General features: G+C 58.3%; 25 protein-coding genes. 17 read left to right on the forward strand and 8 right to left on the reverse strand.

What is annotated here, in order from left to right:
* Positions 1-60: 60 nt before the first annotated feature.
* Both AB5Y67_RS17670 and arfB read right to left on the reverse strand, forming a co-directional pair.
* Positions 61-552, reverse strand: coding sequence for a methylated-DNA--[protein]-cysteine S-methyltransferase (locus tag AB5Y67_RS17670; RefSeq protein ID WP_199427884.1), 492 nt, complete (start codon positions 550-552; stop codon positions 61-63).
* 32 nt (positions 553-584) lie between these two features.
* The gene (gene arfB / locus AB5Y67_RS17675; RefSeq protein WP_021230947.1) at positions 585-1001 is read right to left on the reverse strand and encodes an alternative ribosome rescue aminoacyl-tRNA hydrolase ArfB; all 417 of its coding nucleotides are present in this window, start codon (positions 999-1001) and stop codon (positions 585-587) included.
* Between the two features lie 201 nt (positions 1002-1202).
* On the opposite strand from arfB, the gene glnK reads away from it, so the two are divergent.
* From glnK to AB5Y67_RS17700, 5 genes are all read left to right on the forward strand, one after another.
* Positions 1203-1541 (forward strand): P-II family nitrogen regulator, encoded by a 339-nt coding sequence (glnK, locus tag AB5Y67_RS17680; RefSeq protein WP_005341406.1) that lies wholly within the window; start codon positions 1203-1205, stop codon positions 1539-1541.
* A gap of 258 nt (positions 1542-1799) precedes the next feature.
* Entirely contained in the window at positions 1800-2807 is a 1008-nt protein-coding gene (locus AB5Y67_RS17685; protein WP_005340374.1) for a Fe(3+) ABC transporter substrate-binding protein, read from the forward strand.
* Positions 2808-2846: 39 nt separating this feature from the next.
* Positions 2847-4472, forward strand: coding sequence for an iron ABC transporter permease (locus tag AB5Y67_RS17690; protein ID WP_064338816.1), 1626 nt, complete (start codon positions 2847-2849; stop codon positions 4470-4472).
* 82 nt (positions 4473-4554) lie between these two features.
* Entirely contained in the window at positions 4555-5589 is a 1035-nt protein-coding gene (locus tag AB5Y67_RS17695; RefSeq protein ID WP_150390232.1) for an ABC transporter ATP-binding protein, read from the forward strand.
* 103 nt (positions 5590-5692) lie between these two features.
* A complete protein-coding gene (locus tag AB5Y67_RS17700; protein WP_136502300.1) occupies positions 5693-6598 on the forward strand; it encodes a Dyp-type peroxidase in 906 nt (301 codons plus the stop codon).
* Positions 6599-6688: 90 nt separating this feature from the next.
* Here AB5Y67_RS17700 and argR read toward each other — a convergent pair whose 3' ends face one another.
* On the reverse strand, positions 6689-7159 hold the full coding sequence (argR, locus tag AB5Y67_RS17705; RefSeq protein ID WP_005340378.1) for a transcriptional regulator ArgR: 471 nt from the start codon (positions 7157-7159) through the stop codon (positions 6689-6691).
* Positions 7160-7360: 201 nt separating this feature from the next.
* On the opposite strand from argR, the gene AB5Y67_RS17710 reads away from it, so the two are divergent.
* The 6 genes from AB5Y67_RS17710 to AB5Y67_RS17735 all read left to right on the forward strand — a co-directional run bounded on the left by AB5Y67_RS17710 (position 7361) and on the right by AB5Y67_RS17735 (position 12320).
* Entirely contained in the window at positions 7361-8101 is a 741-nt protein-coding gene (locus tag AB5Y67_RS17710) for an ATP-binding cassette domain-containing protein (RefSeq protein WP_068977371.1), read from the forward strand.
* A 24-nt stretch (positions 8102-8125) separates the two neighbouring features.
* Entirely contained in the window at positions 8126-8863 is a 738-nt protein-coding gene (locus AB5Y67_RS17715) for a transporter substrate-binding domain-containing protein (protein ID WP_019445594.1), read from the forward strand.
* A gap of 3 nt (positions 8864-8866) precedes the next feature.
* Positions 8867-9517 (forward strand): arginine ABC transporter permease ArtQ, encoded by a 651-nt coding sequence (gene artQ, locus AB5Y67_RS17720; RefSeq protein WP_139476837.1) that lies wholly within the window; start codon positions 8867-8869, stop codon positions 9515-9517.
* A gap of 3 nt (positions 9518-9520) precedes the next feature.
* Positions 9521-10183 carry an arginine ABC transporter permease ArtM gene (gene artM, locus AB5Y67_RS17725; RefSeq protein ID WP_005348902.1) on the forward strand — a complete coding sequence of 221 codons (663 nt, stop codon included), beginning with the start codon at positions 9521-9523 and terminating at the stop codon, positions 10181-10183.
* A gap of 221 nt (positions 10184-10404) precedes the next feature.
* Positions 10405-11340, forward strand: coding sequence for a malate dehydrogenase (mdh, locus tag AB5Y67_RS17730; protein ID WP_005340384.1), 936 nt, complete (start codon positions 10405-10407; stop codon positions 11338-11340).
* A gap of 395 nt (positions 11341-11735) precedes the next feature.
* Positions 11736-12320, forward strand: coding sequence for a tetratricopeptide repeat protein (locus AB5Y67_RS17735; protein WP_150390591.1), 585 nt, complete (start codon positions 11736-11738; stop codon positions 12318-12320).
* Positions 12321-12419: 99 nt separating this feature from the next.
* Here AB5Y67_RS17735 and hmpA read toward each other — a convergent pair whose 3' ends face one another.
* Positions 12420-13613, reverse strand: coding sequence for an NO-inducible flavohemoprotein (hmpA, locus tag AB5Y67_RS17740; protein ID WP_150390234.1), 1194 nt, complete (start codon positions 13611-13613; stop codon positions 12420-12422).
* Positions 13614-13724: 111 nt separating this feature from the next.
* On the opposite strand from hmpA, the gene AB5Y67_RS17745 reads away from it, so the two are divergent.
* Complete coding sequence (locus AB5Y67_RS17745; protein WP_058057978.1) at positions 13725-14195, forward strand: Rrf2 family transcriptional regulator; 471 nt, start codon at positions 13725-13727, stop codon at positions 14193-14195.
* Positions 14196-14222: 27 nt separating this feature from the next.
* Here AB5Y67_RS17745 and AB5Y67_RS17750 read toward each other — a convergent pair whose 3' ends face one another.
* Both AB5Y67_RS17750 and ccsA read right to left on the reverse strand, forming a co-directional pair.
* Positions 14223-15503 carry an HlyC/CorC family transporter gene (locus AB5Y67_RS17750; RefSeq protein WP_005348906.1) on the reverse strand — a complete coding sequence of 427 codons (1281 nt, stop codon included), beginning with the start codon at positions 15501-15503 and terminating at the stop codon, positions 14223-14225.
* A 42-nt stretch (positions 15504-15545) separates the two neighbouring features.
* Positions 15546-16334 carry an inner membrane protein YpjD gene (ccsA, locus tag AB5Y67_RS17755; RefSeq protein ID WP_005340390.1) on the reverse strand — a complete coding sequence of 263 codons (789 nt, stop codon included), beginning with the start codon at positions 16332-16334 and terminating at the stop codon, positions 15546-15548.
* A gap of 202 nt (positions 16335-16536) precedes the next feature.
* Here ccsA and ffh point away from each other — a divergent pair, with 202 nt between their 5' ends.
* The 5 genes from ffh (at position 16537) to rplS (ending at position 20049) form a co-directional block, all read left to right on the forward strand.
* On the forward strand, positions 16537-17913 hold the full coding sequence (gene ffh, locus AB5Y67_RS17760) for a signal recognition particle protein (protein WP_064338811.1): 1377 nt from the start codon (positions 16537-16539) through the stop codon (positions 17911-17913).
* 177 nt (positions 17914-18090) lie between these two features.
* Positions 18091-18339: a 30S ribosomal protein S16 gene (gene rpsP / locus AB5Y67_RS17765; protein WP_005340392.1), complete on the forward strand. Its 249-nt coding sequence runs from the start codon at positions 18091-18093 to the stop codon at positions 18337-18339.
* A gap of 24 nt (positions 18340-18363) precedes the next feature.
* Positions 18364-18885 (forward strand): ribosome maturation factor RimM, encoded by a 522-nt coding sequence (gene rimM, locus AB5Y67_RS17770; protein WP_005340394.1) that lies wholly within the window; start codon positions 18364-18366, stop codon positions 18883-18885.
* 34 nt (positions 18886-18919) lie between these two features.
* Positions 18920-19669 (forward strand): tRNA (guanosine(37)-N1)-methyltransferase TrmD, encoded by a 750-nt coding sequence (gene trmD, locus AB5Y67_RS17775; protein ID WP_005340400.1) that lies wholly within the window; start codon positions 18920-18922, stop codon positions 19667-19669.
* A 32-nt stretch (positions 19670-19701) separates the two neighbouring features.
* Positions 19702-20049 (forward strand): 50S ribosomal protein L19, encoded by a 348-nt coding sequence (gene rplS, locus AB5Y67_RS17780; protein ID WP_005313505.1) that lies wholly within the window; start codon positions 19702-19704, stop codon positions 20047-20049.
* Between the two features lie 108 nt (positions 20050-20157).
* Here rplS and AB5Y67_RS17785 read toward each other — a convergent pair whose 3' ends face one another.
* Positions 20158-20481: an isoamylase early set domain-containing protein gene (locus tag AB5Y67_RS17785; protein WP_005348910.1), complete on the reverse strand. Its 324-nt coding sequence runs from the start codon at positions 20479-20481 to the stop codon at positions 20158-20160.
* A gap of 80 nt (positions 20482-20561) precedes the next feature.
* Entirely contained in the window at positions 20562-21236 is a 675-nt protein-coding gene (mutH, locus tag AB5Y67_RS17790) for a DNA mismatch repair endonuclease MutH (RefSeq protein WP_042084339.1), read from the reverse strand.
* Between the last annotated feature and the right edge of the window lie 218 nt (positions 21237-21454).

Here is a 21454-nt window from a genome sequence, read left to right on the forward strand (position 1 = left end):
TTGAAATCCTTTTCATTCTGGTCGCGATATTGCCCCGCCCTCTCCGGGGCGGTCATCGTCTCATGGGGCCAGCTCGAATGTTGTGCCTGCCTGTTCCAGTGCCAGCAACCAGCGCTTGATGGGAATGCCGCCTGCATAGCCGGTCAGCTCGCCGCTGCGTCCGATCACCCGATGGCAGGGCACTATGATGCTCAGCGGATTGCGCCCATTGGCAGCGCCCACAGCCCGCACCGCCTTGGGATTGCCGATAGCCTGGGCAATCTCGAGATAGCTCACGGTCTCGCCATAGGGGATATCGCACAAAGCGTTCCATACCCTTTGCTGGAACGGGGTGCCCTTCGCTGCCATGGGCAGATCGAACTGCTGCAACTTTCCGGCGAAATAGGCGGTGAACTGGGCAAGATAGGGGGCCAGCGCCTTGTCATCCAGTTGCCAGTCAGATTGCGGCATGACTGGTCGTTCCCCGTGCATGAACTCCACGTGGCGCAGTCCATCCTGATCGATGGCGACCAGCAGGGGGCCGCGGGCGCTGTCGCAAAAACTGTATCTCATCGGCTGACAGCCTTTGGGGGCTGGGGGTTGGCTCAGTCCAGAACCGGTTTGCCGCGGGCGGACTTGATATCCCCCTTGCGTTTCTTGGCATCGACCCGTTTGCGCTGGGAGCTGCGGGTCGGCTTGGTGGCATGACGAGCCTTGGGTCGCCAGGCTGCTTTCTTCAGCAACTCCACCAGACGGCTCATCGCCTCCTTGCGGTTCATGTCCTGGCTGCGATGGCTCTCGACCCGGATCAGGATAAAGCCATCGTGTACCCGGCTGTCGCTCAGCTTGTCGAGACCCTCCTTGTAGAGGGGCGTCAGGCTGGGAGAGTTGCGGTAATCGAAGCGCAGCCAGACGGCGGAGTCGGTCTTGTTGACGTGCTGTCCACCGTTGCCCTGTGCCCGCATGGTCTGAAATTGCAGCTCATGCCAGGGAATCGTGACGCTGTTGGAGATAACTAACATGCTGTTTTGCTCTTGTTTGGTGCATACCCGCTGACCGCTGCAGCATGGTGCCTCATTATGGGGCGTGCTGGCCGGTTATGGGGATGTGCCTGACGAATGGCGCCGAAATTAAACTCTATCTATATGAAATAAAACAATAAAAATACTTGGCATAAGAATTGAAACCCGATTCATGACACACCATGGATTGGGAGCAACCAGATGAAGCTGATTAGTGCGATTATCAAACCGTTCAAGTTGGACGATGTCCGCGAGGCTATTGCCAACCTGGGGGTGGAAGGGCTGACCGTGTCCGAGGTCAAGGGATTTGGCCGCCAGAAGGGACACACCGAATTATACCGGGGAGCCGAGTATCAGGTCGACTTCCTGCCCAAGGTGAAGCTGGAGATTGCTACCGCCGATGATAACGTGGAAGGGGTGATCGAGGCGATCTGCAAGGCGGCCTATACCGGCAAGATCGGCGACGGCAAGATTTTTGTCTATGACTTGCTGCAGGCGGTGCGCATCCGCACCGGCGAAAGTGACGACGAGGCGCTGTGATGAACCGCATCCGTGACGTACAGATTTGTTGACCTCCCGATGTCGGGAATTCCCGATGGCGTGAGCGCTTATTGAAGCCTGATCAATATAACGTTTTGCTCAGAAGAGGCCGAATGGGATTCCATCCGGCCCTTTTCATTTATGGGCGATTAAATATGTGATGTGGCGACGGCGAGCTTTCTTGATCCGCTTATAAGATGTATGCAGAATGCAAACGGAAATCGTTATCACTCTGTATAGCTAATCAAGGAATGGATGATGAAAATGAAGATGTTGGCACTGGCTTTCTCTGCGTTGGCTGCTCAGTCGGCATTGGCGGCCGGGGAAGTGAATGTCTACTCCAACCGCCAGGATGAGCTGATCAAGCCCATCATCCAGCAGTTCGAGAAGGAATCTGGCATCAAGGTGAACGTGGTGTTCGCCAAAGAGGGATTGAACGAGCGTCTGGAGCGGGAAGGCAAGCTCTCTCCGGCCGACCTGATGCTGACCGTCGATATCAGCCGTCTGACCGATCTGGTGGACAAGGGGCTGGTGCAGCCGGTGGACAGCAAGATCCTGCAGGAGAACATCCCCGCCATCTATCGTGATCCGGAGAATCGCTGGTTCGCCCTGACCACCCGGGTTCGCGCCATCTACTCCAGCAAGGATCGCCTCGGCAAGCTCGATACCATCAGCTACGAAGATCTGGCCAAACCGGAATTCAAAGGGAAAATCTGCACCCGCAGCGGCAAGCATGAGTACAATGTGGCGCTGGTCTCCTCCATGATTGCCCATCACGGCATGGCCGAGACCAAAACCTGGCTGGAAGGGGTCAAGGCCAACCTGGCGCGCAAGCCGCAGGGCAACGACCGGGATCAGGTCAAGGCGATCAAGGATGGTATCTGTGACGTGTCGCTCGGCAACAGCTACTATCTGGGCGCCATGTTGAAAGATCCGGCGCAGAAGTCCTGGGCGGATGCAGTCTATATCAACTTCCCGAACCAGGCTGACCGCGGTGCCCACGTCAACGTGAGCGGCGTGGCCATGACCAAGTATGCCAAGAACAAGGCCGAGGCCCAGAAGCTGATGGAGTTTCTGGCTGGTGATACCGCCCAGCACATGTATGCGGACGTGAACGCCGAATATCCGGTCAAGGCCGGAGTCGAGCCTTCCGCCATGGTCAAGTCCTGGGGCAGTTTCAAGTCTGACGCACTACCGGTCAGCGATTACGCCAAGCACCGCAAGGACGCCTTGCAGTTGCTGGATGAAGTGAAGTTCGACTTGTAATCAGATGGGGCCAACGGCCCCATCAACATCTGTGGTCTCATGAAAAATTTTGGATGGATGACCGGCAGCTGGGCCATCGCCCTGCTGCTGGGTTTACCGGTTATAGCCCTGCTTTTCTCTGCCTTCTCGGCTGAGGGAGAGCTGTTTCGCCACCTCGCCGACACCGTGCTGCTCGATTATCTGGGCAATACCCTGGGGCTGGTGGTCGGCGTGGTGCTGCTCAGCCTGCTGTTTGGCGTACCCACCGCCTGGCTGGTGGCCATGTGTCAGGTGCCGGGGCGCCGTGCCCTGCAATGGGCCTTGATGCTGCCGATGGCCATGCCCTCCTATATCGTCGCCTACGTCTATACCGACTTGCTCGACTACTCGGGCCCGCTACAGGCCGGGTTGCGAGCACTCTTTGGCTGGAACAGTCCTGCCGATTACTGGTTTCCGGCCATTCGCTCCCTTGGTGGCGCCGCCTGGGTGCTGGCGCTGGTGCTGTTCCCCTATGTCTATCTGCTGACCCGCGCCTCTTTTCTCGAGCAGTCAGTCAGCCTGATCCACTCCAGCCGCCTGCTCGGCTGTACCCCGTGGCAGAGCTTTCGTCGTCTCAGTCTGCCGCTGGCGCGCCCGGCTATCATGGTGGCGGTGTCGCTGGTGGCGATGGAGACGTTGGCCGATTTCGCCACCGTCCACTTCTTTGCCATCAACACCCTGACTACGGCGGTCTATGACACCTGGCTCGGCTATGGCAGTCTGGCCACCGCGGCGAAACTCTCCTGCCTGATGTTGCTAGCTGTGGTGCTGTTGATCGCACTGGAGCGCCGCTCGCGCAGTCGGCAGCAGGTGTTCCAGAAGTCCATGGGCCATGAGCAGCCGCTGCGCTATCCGCTCAAGGGGATTGGCCGTTGGTTGGCCGGTCTCTGGTGCTGGGGGCTGGTGCTGGCCGGTTTCGGCCTGCCGTTCGTCATCCTGCTCGATTACGGGGTGCGCTACTTCGAGTTGTCGTGGACGCCGGAGTTTGTCCGCTTTGCGGGTAACAGTCTGCTCATCTCGGCGCTGACCGCCCTGCTGGCGATGGGGATTGCCCTGCTGCTCGGCTTCTTCCGCCGCCTCGATGGCGGGGTAAAGAGCCTGTTGCCCCTGCGCATCGCCGCCATGGGCTACGCCATGCCGGGCACCGTGCTGGCCATCGGGGTGCTGGTGCCGCTTACCGCCCTCGATTTTGCCATCAACGATATGGCCGAGTGGCTGGGGCGTCAGGGGCCGGGGCTGTTGCTGACCGGTACCATCACCGCCATCGTGTTCGGTTATCTGGTGCGCTTCGTGGCCATCGCCATCGGCTCGGTGGAGAGCAGCATGGGCAAGATCTCCCCCAGTCTCGACATGGCTGCCCGCTCCCTGGGGCAGGGGGATGGCGGCATGCTGCGCCGGGTCCATCTGCCGCTGGTGCGCCGTGGTCTGTTTGCCGGTGCCATGCTGGTATTCATCGAATCCATGAAGGAGCTGCCCGCCGCTTTGCTGCTGCGGCCGTTCAACTTCGATACTCTGGCGACCCACGTCTATCAGTTTGTCTCGGACGAGATGCTGGAGCGCGGCGCGCTGGGGGCTATCGTCATTGTGCTGGTAGGACTGTTGCCGCTGATCTGGGTCAACCGCACTCTGGACAGTCCGGGCCACTGAGTCGCCGTGTCGGTCAATGAAATTGCATGCGGTGTGCTGAACCGAAAGGCAGCGCGCCGCCAGAAACGAGAGGAAGTCAGCCTTGTCCTGTTTGCAGGTTGAAAATGTCAGCTGCCGTTACAACGGCCGCAATGTGCTGGAACAGCTCTCCCTGACGGTGGCAGACAATGAGATCGTCTGCCTGCTGGGAGCCAGTGGCTGCGGCAAAACCACGTTGCTCAAGGCCATCGCAGGGCTGCTGCCGTTGGCAGAGGGCTCTATTCGCCTCGGCGATACCCTGCTCGACGGGCCGGGTGCCAGCGTGCCGCCCGAGGCGCGCAACATCGGCATGATCTTTCAGGATTACGCCCTCTTTCCCCACCTGACGGTGGCCGACAACGTCGGCTTCGGTCTGACCAAACTCGATCGCAGTGCCCGCCAGCAGCAGGTGGATGAGGCGCTGGCGCTGGTCAATCTGCAGGGGCTGGGGGATCGTTATCCGCACCAGCTCTCCGGTGGTCAGCAGCAGCGGGTAGCCATCGCCCGGGCGCTGGTGTGCAAGCCGCGGCTGATGCTGCTGGATGAGCCCTTCTCCAACATCGATACCCAGGTGCGGATGAAGTTGATCCTCGAGATCCGCACCCTGCTCAAGCAGCAGGGGATCGGCGCCATCTTCGTCAGCCACAGCAAGGAGGAGGCGTTCGCCTTCGCCGATCGGCTGGCGCTGTTTCGCGCCGGTCACATCGAGCAGGTGGGCCAGCCTGAGCAGCTCTATCGCCGCCCGCAAAACCGTTTCGTGGCGGAGTTTCTCGGCGGGGTCAACTATCTGGCTGCCGAGGTGGTGGACAGCCACTGCGTGCAGACGGCGCTCGGGGTCATTTGTGGCAGTGAGCCCCATGGCCGGGTGGTGGGCGAGCAGTTGCAGCTGATGCTCAGACCCCAGCAACTGCTGCTGGAGAGCGCCGCAGATGGGGAGCTCAAGGTGGTGGAGCAGCAGTTCCTCGGCCACCACTGCCGGGTGCTGTTCGAGTGTGGCGATCTGCAGCTGGAGGCGAGCATTGGCGAGCCCCTTGATGGGATACGGGCACGGATCAAGGTCGCTCCCCATGGATTGGTGTTGTTTGACCCTTTGCCCTGAACGCGTGATATCGTCGTGAAATCAAAGAACTGGATCCACTCTGGTTTATAATCGCGCAACGCAAATAGCCCGTAACGCTAACGCCTACTCAGGGGAGAGATATATGAAAGCCCAAGCTGGGATCTGCGCAGAGCCGAATCTGCACGCCCTCTATCTGATGTTCAATCGTACCGGCGATGCCGCCGAACTGGTCGGCCGTCTGGCCAAACTGCCCGCCCTGTGGCAGGCGGTTGCTGCCGATTTCCCCGATGCCGGTTTCAGCGGTCTGGTTGCCGTTGGCGCCGATGCCTGGGATGGTCTCTATCCTGCCGCCCGTCCGCCCCAGTTCCGCAGCTTTATGGCGCAATCCGCCAACGGTCAGGAAGCGCCCAACACCCCGTTTGATCTCTTTATTCAGCTGCGCGCCGATCGGGTGGATGTGCTGCACCACGCCGGTCACCGTGTGATGGCACTGCTGGCCGGACTGGTAGAGCTGGCCGAAGAGGTGCGCGGTTTCCGCAACCTGGATTTCCGTGACCTGACCGGTTTCGTTGACGGCACCGAGAACCCGCAGGATGAACACCGTGCCGAAGTGGCGTTGCTGGCCGATGGCGAGTTTGCCGGTGGCTCCTACATTCATGTCCAGCGCTGGGTCCACGCCATGAGCGACTGGGAGAAGCTGGCGCAGAAAGAGCAGGAAGACATTATCGGTCGCACCAAGCCCGACAACATCGAGTATGAGTCTGCTGCCAAGCCGCTGACCGCCCACATCAAGCGAGTCAACCTCAAGACGCCGAAAGGGGAGTCCATGGAGATCCTGCGCCAGAGCATGCCCTGGGGCACCATGACCGAGCAGGGACTCTACTTCATCTCCTGCTGCCGCACTCCGCAGCACTTCAACGCCATGCTGGCCAGCATGTACAAGGGGGAGGGCAGCCACTTCGACCACCTGCTGCGCTTCACCAAGGCGGTGACCGGCGCCGCTTTCTTCGCCCCATCGGAGGGTTTTCTGATGGCGCAGGGCAAATAAGCCCGCCTAACGAAGCTGCAGAAAACAAAAATCCCGGCCTTGGCCGGGATTTTTCGTTCTGGCGTGACCGCGATGACGCGGTAGCGGCCATTACGGCGTCTGTTCGAACAGCTCGAGGGCGGAGAGGTAGAGCTCTTCGATATCGGTATCGCTGGTCGGGGTGATGAAGATGGTGTCATCACCGGCGATGGTGCCGAGGATCCCCTCTGCCTTGCCGAGGGAGTCGAGCAGGCGGGCGATCAGCTGGGCTGCGCCCGGGCTGGTGTGGATCACCACCAGTGCGCCGTTGTGATCGACGTCCAGTACCAGATTCTTGAGCGGGCTGGAGGTGGTGGGCACGCCCAGTTCCACTGGCAGGCAGTAGACCATCTCCATCTTGGCATTACGAGTGCGAACGGCGCCGAAGCGGCTCAGCATGCGCGATACCTTGGACTGGTTGATGTTCTCGAAGCCCAGCTCTTGCAGGGCGGTGACGATTTCTGCCTGGGAGCCAAAGCGCTCTTCTTTCAGCAAGGCTTTAAAGGCCTTGGCCAGTTTTTCTTGCTTGTCGTTGTGTTTCATCTTGGTCTCACGAATGAGGAGGTGTGGCGGCCGGTGCGATACAGGCGGCAGATACGAACAGCGGGGCCATTTTGCATTCATATGCCGTTTTTTGCAAGGAAGCGGCGCTTGTTCTGCATATTGATTCAAAAATGGCTTGCATCAACCTTTATTAGAGATAGAATCGGGATGAAATTTTGAAAACTTATTCAATTGGGCTGTATGGGTATTGAATTAATAGGTATCGAGAAGTCCTGGCACAAGGTGCCGGTTCTGCAACAGGTCAGCTTTCGGGCATCTCCCGGTGAAACCTTGGTGTTGCTGGGCCCGAGCGGTGCTGGCAAGAGTTCCCTGCTACGGATGATGAATCTGCTGGATACCCCGGATGCGGGTGTTCTGCGGATTGGTGAAAGTGAATTTTCTTTCCCGAACTCCCTCTCTGCTGCCGAATTCAACCGCCAGTCCCAACTGCTGCGTCGCAAGGTGGGGATGGTGTTCCAGCAGTACAATCTCTGGCCACATCTCACTGTGATGGAGAATCTGATTGAAGCGCCGGTCAAGGTGCTCGGCATGAGCAAGGAGGCCGCCATCGAGAAGGGGGCCTATCTGCTGGCCCAGCTGCAATTGGCCGACAAGCGCGATGCCTGGCCTGCCCGTCTCTCCGGCGGTCAGCAGCAGCGGGTGGCCATTGCCCGTACCCTGATGATGGACCCGGAAGTGTTGCTGTTTGACGAGCCGACTGCTGCCCTCGATCCCGAGATCACCAAGGAGGTGGCCGAGATCATCCGCAACCTGAGCCAGACCGGCATTACCCAGGTGGTGGTGACCCACGAGGTCGACTTTGCCCGCAAGGTGGCCAGTCAGGTGATTTATCTGGAGAAGGGGCGGATCATCGAATCCGGCACCGCTGCCATTTTCCAATCCCCGCAAACCAGCCGGTTTGCCGAATTCTTGATGCATTGATATTGAATCGATAAGGAAGCTGTCATGAAAAAGAGTCTGTTGTTGGTTGCTGCCATGGGCCTGTTGAGTACCTCCGTCATGGCCAAAGAGATCAAGTTCGCCACCGAGGCCACCTACGCGCCGTTCGAATACCTGGATGACAAGAACGAGTTTCAGGGTTTTGACATCGATCTGGCGCGCGCCATCTGCGAGCAGGCCAAGCTGGAGTGCAGCTTCCACAACCAGGCCTTTGACAGCCTGATCCCCAGCCTCAAATTCCGTCGCTACGATGCCGCCATTGCCGCCATGGACGTAACCCCTGAGCGCTCCGCGCAGGTCGACTTCTCCGACATCTATTACGAGAACTCGGCCGTATTCGTCGCCAAGAAAGGGGCCTTCAAGGGGCCGGAAGAGATGGTCGACAAAACTGTCGGCGTGCAGAACGGTACCTCTCACCAGTCCTATCTGGTGGATAACTGGGTGAGCAAAGGTCTGCTGACCGTGCCTTATGCCAGCTACCAGAGCGCCTTCCTCGACATGATGAATGGCCGTACCGACGGTGTCTTTGCCGATACCGCCGTCGCTGCCGACTGGCTGAAGCAGCACAAGGAGTATGCGGTGGTGGGGGCGCCGGTGACCGATGCCAAGTACTTCGGTACCGGCTTTGGCATCGCGGTCGCCAAGGGCAATCAGGAGCTGCTGACCCAGCTGAACAAGGGGCTGGCCGAGATCAAGGCCAACGGCACCTATCAGAAAATCTTCGACAAATACTTCGCGCAGTAAGCCATGTTGAGCCTGTTGTTGGATGCAGCCTGGATGACCCTCGGGCTGGCCTTGGCATCACTGGTCGGTGGCATGGTATTGGCACTGGCGTTCAGTGCCGCCGAGCTCAGCAAGAAGCGTGCGCTGGTGTGGTCGGTGGCCACCCTGACCACGCTGATCCGTGGCCTGCCCGAGTTGCTGGTGGTGCTGTTCATCTACTTCGGTTCGACCCAGGTGCTGTTCCTCATCACTGGCGAGTATGTGGAGTTCAGTCCGTTCGCCTGTGGCGTGCTGGCGCTCTCCCTGCTGTTCGCCAGCTATGCGACCCAGACCCTGCGGGCGGCGCTCAATGCGGTGCCTTCAGGTCAACGGCTGGCGGCGCTGGCGCTGGGTTTGAGCAAGAGCCACATCTTCTTTCGCATCGTGTTGCCGCAGGCGTGGCGTCACGCCTTGCCGGGCCTTGGCAACCAGTGGCTGGTGTTGCTGAAAGATACCGCGCTGGTGTCGCTTATCGGGGTCAACGAGATGATGCGTCAGGCCCAGATGGCCTCGGCCAGTACCTATGAGCCGTTCACCTGGTATGCCGCCGCCGCCCTCATCTATCTGGCCATCAGTCTGGTGAGCGAGTACGGCCTCGGGCTGGCTGCCCGCTACACCCGCCGCTACGGAGGCTAACTGATGCAAGAGTATCTCGTTACGTTGCTGGGCGGTCTGGTCACCACGCTGGAGCTGACCCTGTTCAGCCTGCTGCTGGGGATTGTGCTGGCGGCCCTGATGACCTGGGTGCTGGAGCTGCGCCTGCCGGTGGCGACCCAGCTGGTGCAGCTGTGGGTGCTGCTCTTTACCGGTACGCCGCTGCTTATCCAGATCTTCCTGATTTACTACGGGCCGGGCCAGTTCGAGTGGCTGAAAGCCAGCCCGCTCTGGCCGCTGCTCAAGCAGCCCTGGTTCTGCGCCGTGCTGGCGCTGGGTCTCAACACGGCGGCCTACTCCACCCGATTGTTCAAGGGGGCGCTCGATGCCATCCCGGCCGGTGAAGTAGAGGCGTGTCGTGCGCTTGGCTTTAACGGCCGCCAGACCTTGTGGATGAAGGTGCGCCACGCCGCCCGTCATCTGGTGCCTGCCTACTCCAACGAGGTGATCCTGGTGCTCAAGGGGAGCTCCCTCGCCAGTACCATCACCATCATGGACATCATGGGGCTGGCGCAGGGGTTGAACGCCCAGACCTACGATACCCTGGCGGTGTTCGGGGTGGCTGGCGGGCTTTATCTGGCGATGAACGGATTGTTAACAATTGGTTTTCGCTGGTGTGAAAAACGGGCGCTGGCATTCCAATCCTGAGACCTTCAAATCTACCTCTTTATGGTAAGGGGAAGTGCAGAAAAACTGTGCTTCTCCTCCAACTTTTTGTATTTCCCTCCAATTTTTGCTCCCGCATGTTTCGTGGCTCACAGAACCCGTGACTGCAACTGTTATCAGATTGTTTTTTATGGGGGGATCCATTAAGGTTGGGCGCACAACAACAAACAACCTTAAACCTACGCTTAAACATGGAGTTGATCATGAAAGTTGCCGTTCTGGGTGCCGCTGGTGGCATCGGTCAAGCCCTCGCTCTGCTGTTGAAAAACCGTCTGCCGGCTGGCTCCGAGCTGAGCCTGTATGACATCGCCCCGGTTACTCCGGGTGTGGCCGTTGACCTCAGTCATATTCCTACCGACGTCGCCATCAAGGGCTTCTGCGGTGAAGATCCGACTCCTGCGCTGGTTGGGGCAGATGTGGTGCTGATCTCCGCCGGTGTGGCACGCAAGCCGGGGATGGATCGCTCCGACCTGTTCAATATCAACGCCGGTATCGTCAAGAATCTGGTCGAGAAGTGCGCGGCCACTTGCCCGAAAGCACTGATCGGCATCATCACCAACCCGGTCAATACCACTGTGGCTATCGCCGCCGAAGTGCTGAAGAAAGCCGGTGTCTATGACAAGCGTCGCCTGTTCGGTGTCACCACCCTGGACGTGATCCGCGCCGAGACCTTTGTGGCCGCCGCCAAAGGGTTGAACATCGACAAGGTACGCGTCAACGTGATCGGTGGTCACAGTGGCGTCACCATCCTGCCGCTGCTCTCCCAGATTGAAGGTGCCTCCTTCACTGCTGAAGAAGTGGCAGCCATGACCAAGCGCATCCAGAATGCCGGTACCGAAGTGGTGGAAGCCAAGGCTGGTGGCGGTTCCGCAACCCTCTCCATGGGTCAGGCGGCTTGCCGTTTTGGTCTCTCCCTCATCAAGGGTCTGCAGGGCGAAGCCAACGTTGTCGAGTGCGCCTACGTGGAAGGCAACGGCGAGCACGCCACCTTCTTCGCACAGCCGGTACTGCTGGGCAAGAATGGCGTCGAAACCGTACTGGATTACGGTAAGCTGAGCGCCTTCGAGCAGGAAGCGATGGAAGGCATGCTGGCTACTCTGAAAGCCGATATCCAGCTGGGTGTCGATTTCGTCAAGTAAGCGGGTCAACCGTGCCAACAAGGGAGCTTCGGCTCCCTTTTGTATTGATGAGATCCGCCCGGCAGGCTAAGGGGATGGGGCTTGGTGCCGATAACAGAGTGCAGCAGGAGATCCTTATGATGAAACCCCTTACCCTTCTCGTTCTTGTCGGTGCATTCACCGCGCCCCTCTATGGTGCCGAGGCGGTATCGGCTGCCGTATCGAGCGATGCGCCTGCAGCAAGTGCATCGGCACCGACCGCAAGCAGTGCTGCGGTGGCAACGGCGCCTGTCTCTGCTGCTACGCCAGCCCCCTCTGAGGCAGTCCCCGTCTTGCTCCCGGCCGAGCCGGTCACGCCCGTTGCCAGCAGTGGTGAGGGGGCCGCGCCGCTGCCAAAACCGGCTGAGCCTGCCGCTGTGGTTGCGCCTCCCGCACCTCTGGCCACAGGCGAGTTGCAGGCGGTGCCGCTCTATCGTCAGGACGAGCTGCTCAACTGGATTGAGCAGGGGCGCCACCTCACTCAGGTGAAGCAGGATCGCTGTCAGCTGACTCAGGATATCGAAGCGCGCGCCTCGGTGATGAAGATCCCGGCCTATCAATTCCTCTGGGGGGATATGCTGGCGTGGGGTGTCTGTACCAAACCCAATGCCGAGATCGGGGTGCAATATATGTGGGAGGCGGCCAATCAGGGGTTGGCGCCGGCGCTGGAGCAGTTGGGCCGCTACTACTGGAAAGGAACTTTGGTGCAGAAGGATCTGGTGCGAGCCGAGACCCTGATGCGCGAGGCGGCCAGCCTCGGTTTTCTGCGGGCCCGCATCGAGTGGGTCGAGATGCTGCTGCAGGGGATGGGCAGTCCGCTCGATTATGAGGACGCCTATCGCTGGCTCCATGGCTCCGTCATAGGTGACAAGGCGCTGCACCAGAAGGCGGCGAGTCTGCTCAACCGTCTTGGCAACCGGATGCCGGCCAACGTGGTGGCCCGCGCCAAGGCGATGCACTGATCCAAAAAAATGACCCACAGGTCTGCACCTGTGGGTCCGGTTCCAGCCGCCGTGCCATGACAGGCCGGAGCCTCCCTCTGTTATATGGCTGCCTGCGCCTTAGAGATCTTGGTGGGGGCCAAAAACTTCGTAATGGAGCTGCCCCGCTGGCACCCCAGCCGCCAGCAGCTGCCGCTTGATCTCTTGCATGAAGCCGACAGGGCCACAGAAGTAGTAGTGGGCCTCTGGCGTGATGCGCTCCTTCACGGCAGTCAGATCCATGGTGCCGGCCAGGTCGTAATCTTCACCCTGTACATCGCTGGCCTCCGGCTCCCGATACCAGACCCGGCTCAGCAAGTTGGGATGCTGGCGGTATTTTAGCTGAATATCCTCCCGGAAGGCGTGTACAGCGCCCTGTTCGCAGGCGTGCAGCCAGGTGATCTCGGCCTGATGAGCACTTTCCAGCAGCTGGTTGAGCATGCTCATCATCGGCGTCACGCCGACACCGGCTGAGAGCAGTACCACCGGGGTCTGGCTGTCGGCTTTCAGGTAGAAATCGCCGGTAGGGGGCATCACCTCGATCTTGTCACCCGCCTGCAGGTGATCGTGCAGCAGATTGGAGACCTGACCCTGCGGTTCACGCTTGACGCTGATGCGGTAGTCCTGCCCGTTGGGGGCATCGGAGAGGGAGTACTGGCGGATCTCCTGATATTCCAGCTCGGGGTGAACCAGCTTGATGCTGAGGTATTGGCCCGGTTTGAAGGCCAACACTGGCTTACCATCTTCCGGTGCCAGCAGGAAGGAGGTGATGAGGGTGCTCTCGGCTCGCTTCTCCTTGATGATGAAGGTGCGGGTTCCTTGCCAGCCACCATCCTGATTGGCCTTCTCCTGATAGATCTCCCGCTCGCGGCCGATGAAGATGTCGGCCAGCACGCCATACGCCTTGCCCCATGCCTCCAGCACCTCGTCGGTGACCGCACTTCCGCCCAATTCTTTGAGCGTGGCCAAGAGATGACTACCTACAATGTGATATTGTTCCGGCTGGATCAGGAATCCGGTATGTTTGTGCGCAATCCGCTCGACCGCACCGGCGAGCGCTCCCAGATTGTCGATATTCTTTGCATACGCGGCGACTGCATTGAACAGGGCCAGTGGCTGGCCGCCACTGCGTTGGTGGGCCAGGTTGAAGATGTCTTTCAGCTCCGGGTTATGGCTGAACATCCGCTGGTAGAAGTGCTGGGTGAGGGCAGGGCCTGCCGATTCGAGCAGCGGAATAGTGCTTTTGATGACGGCAACGGTGGTTTGATCTAGCATAGGGGCCTCGTTCTAATTGAACATATAAAATGTCATTTAATAAGTGGCATCCTAGATGTTTATTTGATTTGAATCAATACTCCACTTTTCGCATCGCGCTAATCAGGTTTTATGAGACTAACCAGTTATACAGATTTTGGATTGAGAGCCCTGCTCTATCTTGCCACCCTGCCGGAAGGGGAGTTGTCGAGCGTTGCCAAGGTATCGGCCCTGTATGGTGTTTCCCGCAACCACATGGTGAAGGTGGTCAATCAGCTGGTGAAGCTGGGCTATCTGCAATCCCAGCGGGGCAAGAATGGCGGTATTCGCATGGCTTGCGATCCCGCCACCATCAATATCGGGCAGGTGATCAGGGCGCTGGAAGGCAATCTGGACGGCATTGACTGCGGCTCGCCCGCTTGCCACATCGTCTCTGTCTGTCTGCTCAAGAGTGCGCTGAAAGAGGCGATGGATGCGTTTCTGGCAGTGATGGACAGCTATACGCTGCAAGACCTGCTGGCCAACCGCGACGAGTTGCAACGGGTGTTTGGCGAGTTGATCCCGACGCTGGTGCTGGAGCCGGATGATGACGATGAGCAATAGAAAAGGGCTGCCACTGGCAGCCCTTTTTCAATCTTGCGAATCCGACTCCGCCCGGTACGATGCCGGCATAATCCGCGCCATCTTGACCATGTTGTTCTCCACATCGAGGATCTCGATAGGATAACCGGCCAGCCGGATCCCAATGTTGGGCTGGGGGATCTCCTCCAGATATTCGAGGATCAGACCGTTGAGGGTACGCGGGCCGTCGATGGGCAGGTGCCAATTCATCTCCTTGTTCAGCTCACGAATATTGGCTGAGCCTTCGACCAGATAAGAACCATCTGACTGGGGGTGGATCTCGTCGCTCGGCGCTGGCGTCATGGAGGTGGTGAAGTCGCCCACTATCTCTTCCAGAATATCGTCCAGAGTGATTAGCCCCTGAATGTCGCCGTATTCGTCGACGATCAGGCCAATTCGCTCCTTGTTGCGCTGGAATTTGGCCAGCTGCACGTTGAGCGGCGTTCCTTCCGGAATGAAGTAGATCTCGTCCACTTCCCGCAACAGGCTCGATTTATTGAACTGGTCCCTGGCTACCAGCCGCAGGGCATCGCGCGCGTGTAAAAAGCCGACAACGTCGTCGATATTGTCGCGATAGAGCAGGATCTTGGTGTGAGCGCAGTGGGCCAGCTGGCGCTGGATGCTCTTCCAGTCATCGTTGATGTCGATGGCGTAGATATCGCTGCGCGGCACCATGATGTCCTCGACCAGCATCTTGTCGAGATCCAGAATGCTCAACAGCATCTCCTGATGACGCTGGGGGATCAGGTTACCCGCCTCATTGACTATGGTGCGCAGCTCCTCGGTGTTGAGGGAGTCATCCTTGTTGGGATTGATCTTCAGCATCTTGAGCAGGCCGCTGGTGATGCCATTGATCAGCCAGACCAGCGGCGAGAGCGGCACCATCAGCCCCTTGAGGATCCAGGAGGCGGGATAGGCGATCTTCTCCGGGAACATGGCAGCCAGGGTCTTGGGGGTCACTTCACCGAATACCAGTACCACCAGGGTCAGGCCGAAGGTGGCGATGGCGACCCCGAGATCACCAAACAGCCGGATACAGACGATGGTGGCGATGGCGGAGGCGAGGATATTGACCAGATTATTGCCGATCAGGATCAGCCCCAGCAGGCGATCGGGGCGGGCGAGCAGTTGTTCGACGCGACGTGCGGCTTTGTGTTTGGTCTGTGCCAGATGCCGCAGTTTGTAGCGGTTGATGGACATCAGGCCGGTTTCGGCACTGGAGAAGAAGGCGGAAAGAAGGATCAAGATAACGAGAACAATCAGTAATGTACTCGTTGAGATGCTGTCCAAAAAGGGCTCCTGTTGGATGGTATGGCTAAAAGAGTATAGGTGTCAGCTCAACAGCACTTCTTTGACGAAGCGACTGCCAAAGTAGGCAAGAGTCAGGATGAAGCTGCCGATCAGACTGAGCGTGATGACTTTGCGGCCGCGCCAGCCATAGGTGTGATGACCCCACAGCAGCAACACGTAGACACACCATGCCAGGATGGAGAGCACTGCCTTGTGAGACTTGCCCTGGGCGAACATATCTTCGAGGAAGAAGAGGCCGGAGGCGATGGAAAGTGTCAGCAGCAGCACCCCTGCAGAGATCAACTGAAACAGCCGTTTTTCCACTGTCATCAGTGGCGGCATGGCTGGCAGGTTGCTGATTTTTCGAGATTTAAGCTGCTTGTCCAGACAGGCGAGCTGCAGCGCAAACAGACAGGCGATCATCAATACCGAGTAGGCCATCAGGGCGAGGCCGATGTGCAGCAACAGCTGGGGATGGGCCTCCAGATGGGTTATGTAGCGACCCGGGATCAAGGCGCTGGCAGCCAGCAACAGGGCCGAGAAGCTGTAGACCACCGGCAGCAGGATCCAGCCGTTGAAGCGGCGGGTCACGCAGGTCATGAAGCAACTTATGATGAGGCTGACCAGCGAGGCAACGTTGAGCATGCTCAGGTTCTGGCCGTAACTCTGCAATACCTCTGAACCGAGGGCGCTGGCGTGGGCGATCAGGGCCAATCCGATACAGGCAAACAGGGAGCGCTGTCCCACCGGCTTGGCGCTCAGTAACAGATGCAGGGAGGCGATGATGGCCAGCAGATAAAACGCCAGGGCCAGAACAGAGATTACGATCATAACCAGGTCGTTGTTGCACAAGCTTTTGAGGGTAAGAGGGGCAGTATACCTTGCACGAGAAGTGCTCGCCAGTTGTGCAACGGCCGATCTGCCCATATATAGGGAGAAGGTCCCTGCTGCTGCGGTGCGGTGAATAATCGTCCTCGCGCCCGCTCTGGGTTATAATGCCCCCAATTTATTACGCCAAGAACCGGAATCCGTCATGTTTGAGAATTTGACTGAACGACTCTCGCGCACCTTGCGCAATGTCAGTGGCCGTGGTCGCCTGACCGAAGACAATATCAAGGAAACCCTGCGCGAAGTCCGCATGGCGCTGCTCGAGGCGGATGTCGCCCTGCCGGTAGTGCGTGATTTCGTGGCGCGTGTCAAAGAGCGCGCAGTCGGGCAGGAAGTAGCCAAATCCCTGAGCCCGGGCCAGGCATTCATCAAGATTGTGCATGGTGAACTGGTCACCGTGATGGGGGAGGCCAACGAACAGCTCAACCTGGCTGCACAGCCGCCTGCGATCATCCTGATGGCCGGTCTGCAGGGGGCCGGTAAGACCACCACAGTTGGCAAACTGGCCAAGCTGCTCAAAGAGCGCAGCAAGAAGAAGGTGCTGGTGGTCAGTGCTGACGTTTATCGCCCAGCAGCGATCAAGCAGCTGGAGACCCTGGCGAGCGACATCGGCGTCGACTTTTTCCCGAGCGATGCCAGCCAGAAGCCGGTCGACATCGCCACCGCAGCCATCGATCAGGCGCGCAAGAAATTCTATGACGTGGTGATCGTCGATACCGCCGGTCGTCTGCACGTCGACAGCGAGATGATGGCCGAGATTCAGGATCTGCATGCCACCATCAAGCCGGTCGAGACCCTGTTCGTGGTGGATGCCATGACAGGTCAGGATGCCGCCAACACCGCCAAGGCGTTCAATGAAGCGCTGCCGCTCACCGGCGTGATCCTCACCAAGGCGGACGGCGATGCCCGTGGTGGTGCTGCGCTGTCGGTGCGCCACATCACCGGCAAGCCGGTCAAGTTTATCGGTATGGGCGAAAAAACCGATGCGCTGGAGCCGTTCCACCCGGATCGTCTTGCCTCCCGCATCCTCGGTATGGGCGATGTGCTCTCTCTTATCGAAGAGGTGGAGCGCAACGTCGACAAGGAGAAAGCCGCCAAGCTGGCCAGCAAGGTCAAGAGTGGCAAGGGCTTCGATCTGGAAGATTTCCGCGAGCAGTTGGCCCAGATGCGCAATATGGGCGGCATGATGGGGATGCTCGACAAGCTGCCCGGCATGTCCGGTCTGCCGGATAACGTCAAAGATCAGATGGATGACAAGCTCACCGTGCGGATGGAGGCGATCATCAGCTCCATGACACCCAAGGAGCGTGCCCATCCCGATCTCATCAAGGGTTCCCGCAAACGCCGTATCGCCGCAGGTTCCGGCATGCAGGTGCAGGATGTGAACAAGCTGCTCAAGCAGTTCACCGAGATGCAGCGCATGATGAAGAAGATGTCCGGCAAGGGAGGCATGCGCAAGATGATGAGCCAGATGAAGAACATGCTGCCCCCCGGTTTCGGCGGCGGTCGCGGCCCGTTCTGATCCGGCCTGCGTGTTGATGGGGGTCTGCTGCGGCAGGCCCCTTTTCATTGCCGCTCTGCGCAAAAAATGGCTGGCTTGGTTGCAATTATTACGAATCCAAGTAGAATTACGCGGCTTATTTTAAGCTAGGGTCCGCGTGTTTGCGGGCCTTGTTCATTAGATGTTAATGAGGACGATATGGTAACCATTCGTTTACAACGTGGTGGCGCGAAAAAGCGTCCGTTCTACCAGGTAGTAGTTTCTGACAGCCGTTGCGCCCGTGACGGTCGCTTCATCGAGCGCGTTGGTTTCTTCAACCCGGTTGCTGCTGGTCAAGCTGAAAAGCTGAACCTGGACCTGGCTCGTATCGAGCATTGGGTTGCTACTGGTGCCGCTGTTTCTGACCGCGTTGCCAAGCTGATCAAAGACGCTAAAAAAGCTGCTTAATCAGCCCAACGGTAAGGAGTTAAGGTGGAAAAACCTGTAGTTCTGGGCACCCTGGGTACCGTTTATGGCATCAAGGGCTGGCTTAAAGTGAACTCCTTCACCGATGTTGCCGAAGCGATTTTCGATTACAACCCCTGGCTGATTAATCAGAACGGGGCGTGGCGTGAAATTCGGGTTTCATCCTGGAAACGTCACAACAAGGGTCTGATCTGCAAACTCGATGGTATCGATGTGCGCGAAGATGCCCTGGCATTGACCAATGTCGAGATTGGCGTACCCGCCGATCTGTTGCCTGCGTTGCCTGAAGGTGAGTTCTACTGGCGTGACCTGATTGGTTGCTCCGTGGTGACCACCAAGGGATACGACCTGGGCAAGGTGACCGAATTGATGGAAACCGGCTCCAACGATGTGTTGGTGGTTGAGGCCAATGTAAAAGATGCCTTTGGTGCAAAGGAGCGGTTGATTCCGTTCCTGGAAGAGCAGGTGATCAAGAATATTGATCTGACTGCTCGAACAATCGAAGTTGATTGGGATCCTGGTTTCTAGTTTCCCGCGCTAACACGGGTGCCGGAGGTTTCTTATGTGGATTGGGGTGATTAGCCTCTTCCCTGAAATGTTCCGAGCCATTACCGAGCACGGGGTAACGGGTCGGGCCGTCAAGAGTGGCCTGCTGCAGATTGAGTGCTGGAACCCCCGGGAGTTTACCCACGATAAACACCGTACGGTCGATGATCGTCCTTATGGTGGTGGGCCCGGCATGTTAATGATGGTTCAGCCGCTGCGTGACGCGATTCATGCAGCCAAGCAAGCAGCGGGAGACGGGGCGAAAGTCATCTATCTCTCTCCTCAGGGACGCAAGCTGACTCAAGCGGGCGTAACCGAGTTGGCGACGAATCAGAAACTGATTCTGGTAGCCGGTCGATACGAAGGTATCGATGAACGCGTGATACAAACCGAAGTCGACGAAGAGTGGTCTATCGGGGATTACGTGTTAAGTGGTGGCGAGTTGCCTGCCATGACCCTGATCGATGCGGTTTCGCGTCTGGTCCCCGGGGTTTTGGGCGATCAGGCCAGTGCCGAGCAAGACTCCTTTACGGATGGCTTGCTGGATCATCCCCACTATACTCGGCCGGAGGTGTTGGATGGATTGGCGGTGCCCGAGGCGCTGACAAGCGGCAATCACGAAGTGATTCGACGCTGGCGTCTTAAGCAGTCGCTCGGACGAACCTGGCAAAGAAGGCCGGAACTTATTAACAACCTAGCTCTGACTGACGAGCAAGAATCACTTCTTGCCGAGTATGTCCGCGAAGTGCGTGACAGCGTTAAGTAGAGTTTTCAGTTTATCCTAGGTAAGGAAAGACAATGAGCAAGATTATTCAGCAGCTTGAACAAGAGCAACTGCGTACCGACATCCCGGCTTTTGCCCAGGGCGACACTGTACGTGTTCAAGTTCGTGTTAAAGAAGGTGGTAAAGAGCGTCTGCAGGCTTTCGAAGGCATCGTTATTGCCAAGCGTAACCGCGGTCTGCACTCTGCTTTCACCGTTCGCAAGATCTCCAACGGCGAAGGTGTTGAGCGTGTATTCCAGACTCACTCTCCGCTGATCCACAGTGTAGAACTGAAGCGTCGTGGTGATGTTCGCCGCGCCAAACTGTACTACCTGCGCAACCTGTCCGGCAAAGCTGCTCGTATCAAAGAGAAGCTCAACTAATTCGATTCGAATTGGTGTCGGTATGTCGGCAAATAGCTCGACAGGTAGTGAAAAGGCTCGCCAATGGCGAGCCTTTTTTGTATCCGTCTATTGGCTATCTGGGAGCCGTTACTGGATGACCCGAACTACCGAGTTGTCTCGCCCGAAGGGGCCTGGCACATAGTCATCCGCTGCCCAGTCATTCTCGTAGAGGGTTTCCCCTGCCGGGGTGATGAGCTGGTAGCAATATTCGAAGTAACCCGGGCCGTCGGTCGGCAGATTGAGGGTGGCTTTGAACTCGCCGCTCTTCATGCGCTTCAGCTCGACCGGTTGCCACTGGGTGAACTCGCCGATCAGCATCACCTGTTCCGCCCCTGCTGCTGCCTCTTTCTCTACGGCAAAGGTCACCTTGACCTCGGGCTTGGACTTTAAAAACTGTTTGATCAGTGGCATGACGCCTCCTTGTCTGTGAGTTAAAAATGGCTCCTGTCTATTTTTATACCACCATATGACAAAGATGTTGATAAGGCAGATCAAGTCGGCAAGGCAAAATAGCGTTGCAGCAAACTGTGGGTAAAGTCGATCTTGAGATAGAAGCCGCGGGGCAGGGTCATGATGGGTTGACCATCGCGGCCGATGGCGCGAGTCAGCGCCTTGTTGTTGGCCGCCTTGGGCCGCAGTTGCATCACCTGGCCGTGGCGTGCGCTGATCTGCTCCACTTCTCCCAGCACTATCATGTCCATTAGCTCCTCCCAGTCCTGACGCAGTAGCCGATCTTCCTCTTCATTCGGGCTCCACATCAGCGGCATGCCGACTCGCCGCTCGCCAACCGGGATCTCGCGACTGCCTTCCACCGGGATCCAGAGCACCCGGGAGAGCTTGTTGCGTACGTTGGACTCCTCCCAGCGCTGGCCGCTGACGCCGATCAGCGGGGCGACGCAGACGAAGGTGGTCTCCAGCGGTTTGCCTTGAGGATCCACGGGGATCGTCTTGAGTTCGATCCCCAGCTCCGGGAAGTCCTGCTCCGGCTTGCTCCCTGCGCTGGCTCCCAGTTGCAGCTCGATCAACTGACCGACCCACCCCTTGTCACGGCGCAGGTCTTTGGGCACCGCAACACCAGCCTCGGCGGCCAGCTGCGCCAGCGTGAAGCCGGCCATGGCATAGGCGCGGCTCAATAACTCCTGCTCGGATTGGGGATTGCTTGGCATAGTTGGCTCCATCTTGCTCGCCATATTCTAACAGGGGAGGATCCCGAGAAGGATCGCTGTTTTTATAACCGATCCTGAGTGGATAAGATCAAATGCAGAGAATTTGGGGGCTATCAGTTCATCATTATGATTTTAAAGGATTTTGTCTGTTTTATCGAGCAGTAAGCCAGGTCTGCTTTGACCTCGAAATAGTTGTCCAAGGGTTTGTGCATGATGTT

Origin of the sequence: Aeromonas sp. s12 (assembly GCF_040907925.1) — a bacterium.
In the GTDB taxonomy this organism is placed as follows: Bacteria; Pseudomonadota; Gammaproteobacteria; order Enterobacterales; family Aeromonadaceae; genus Aeromonas; species Aeromonas veronii.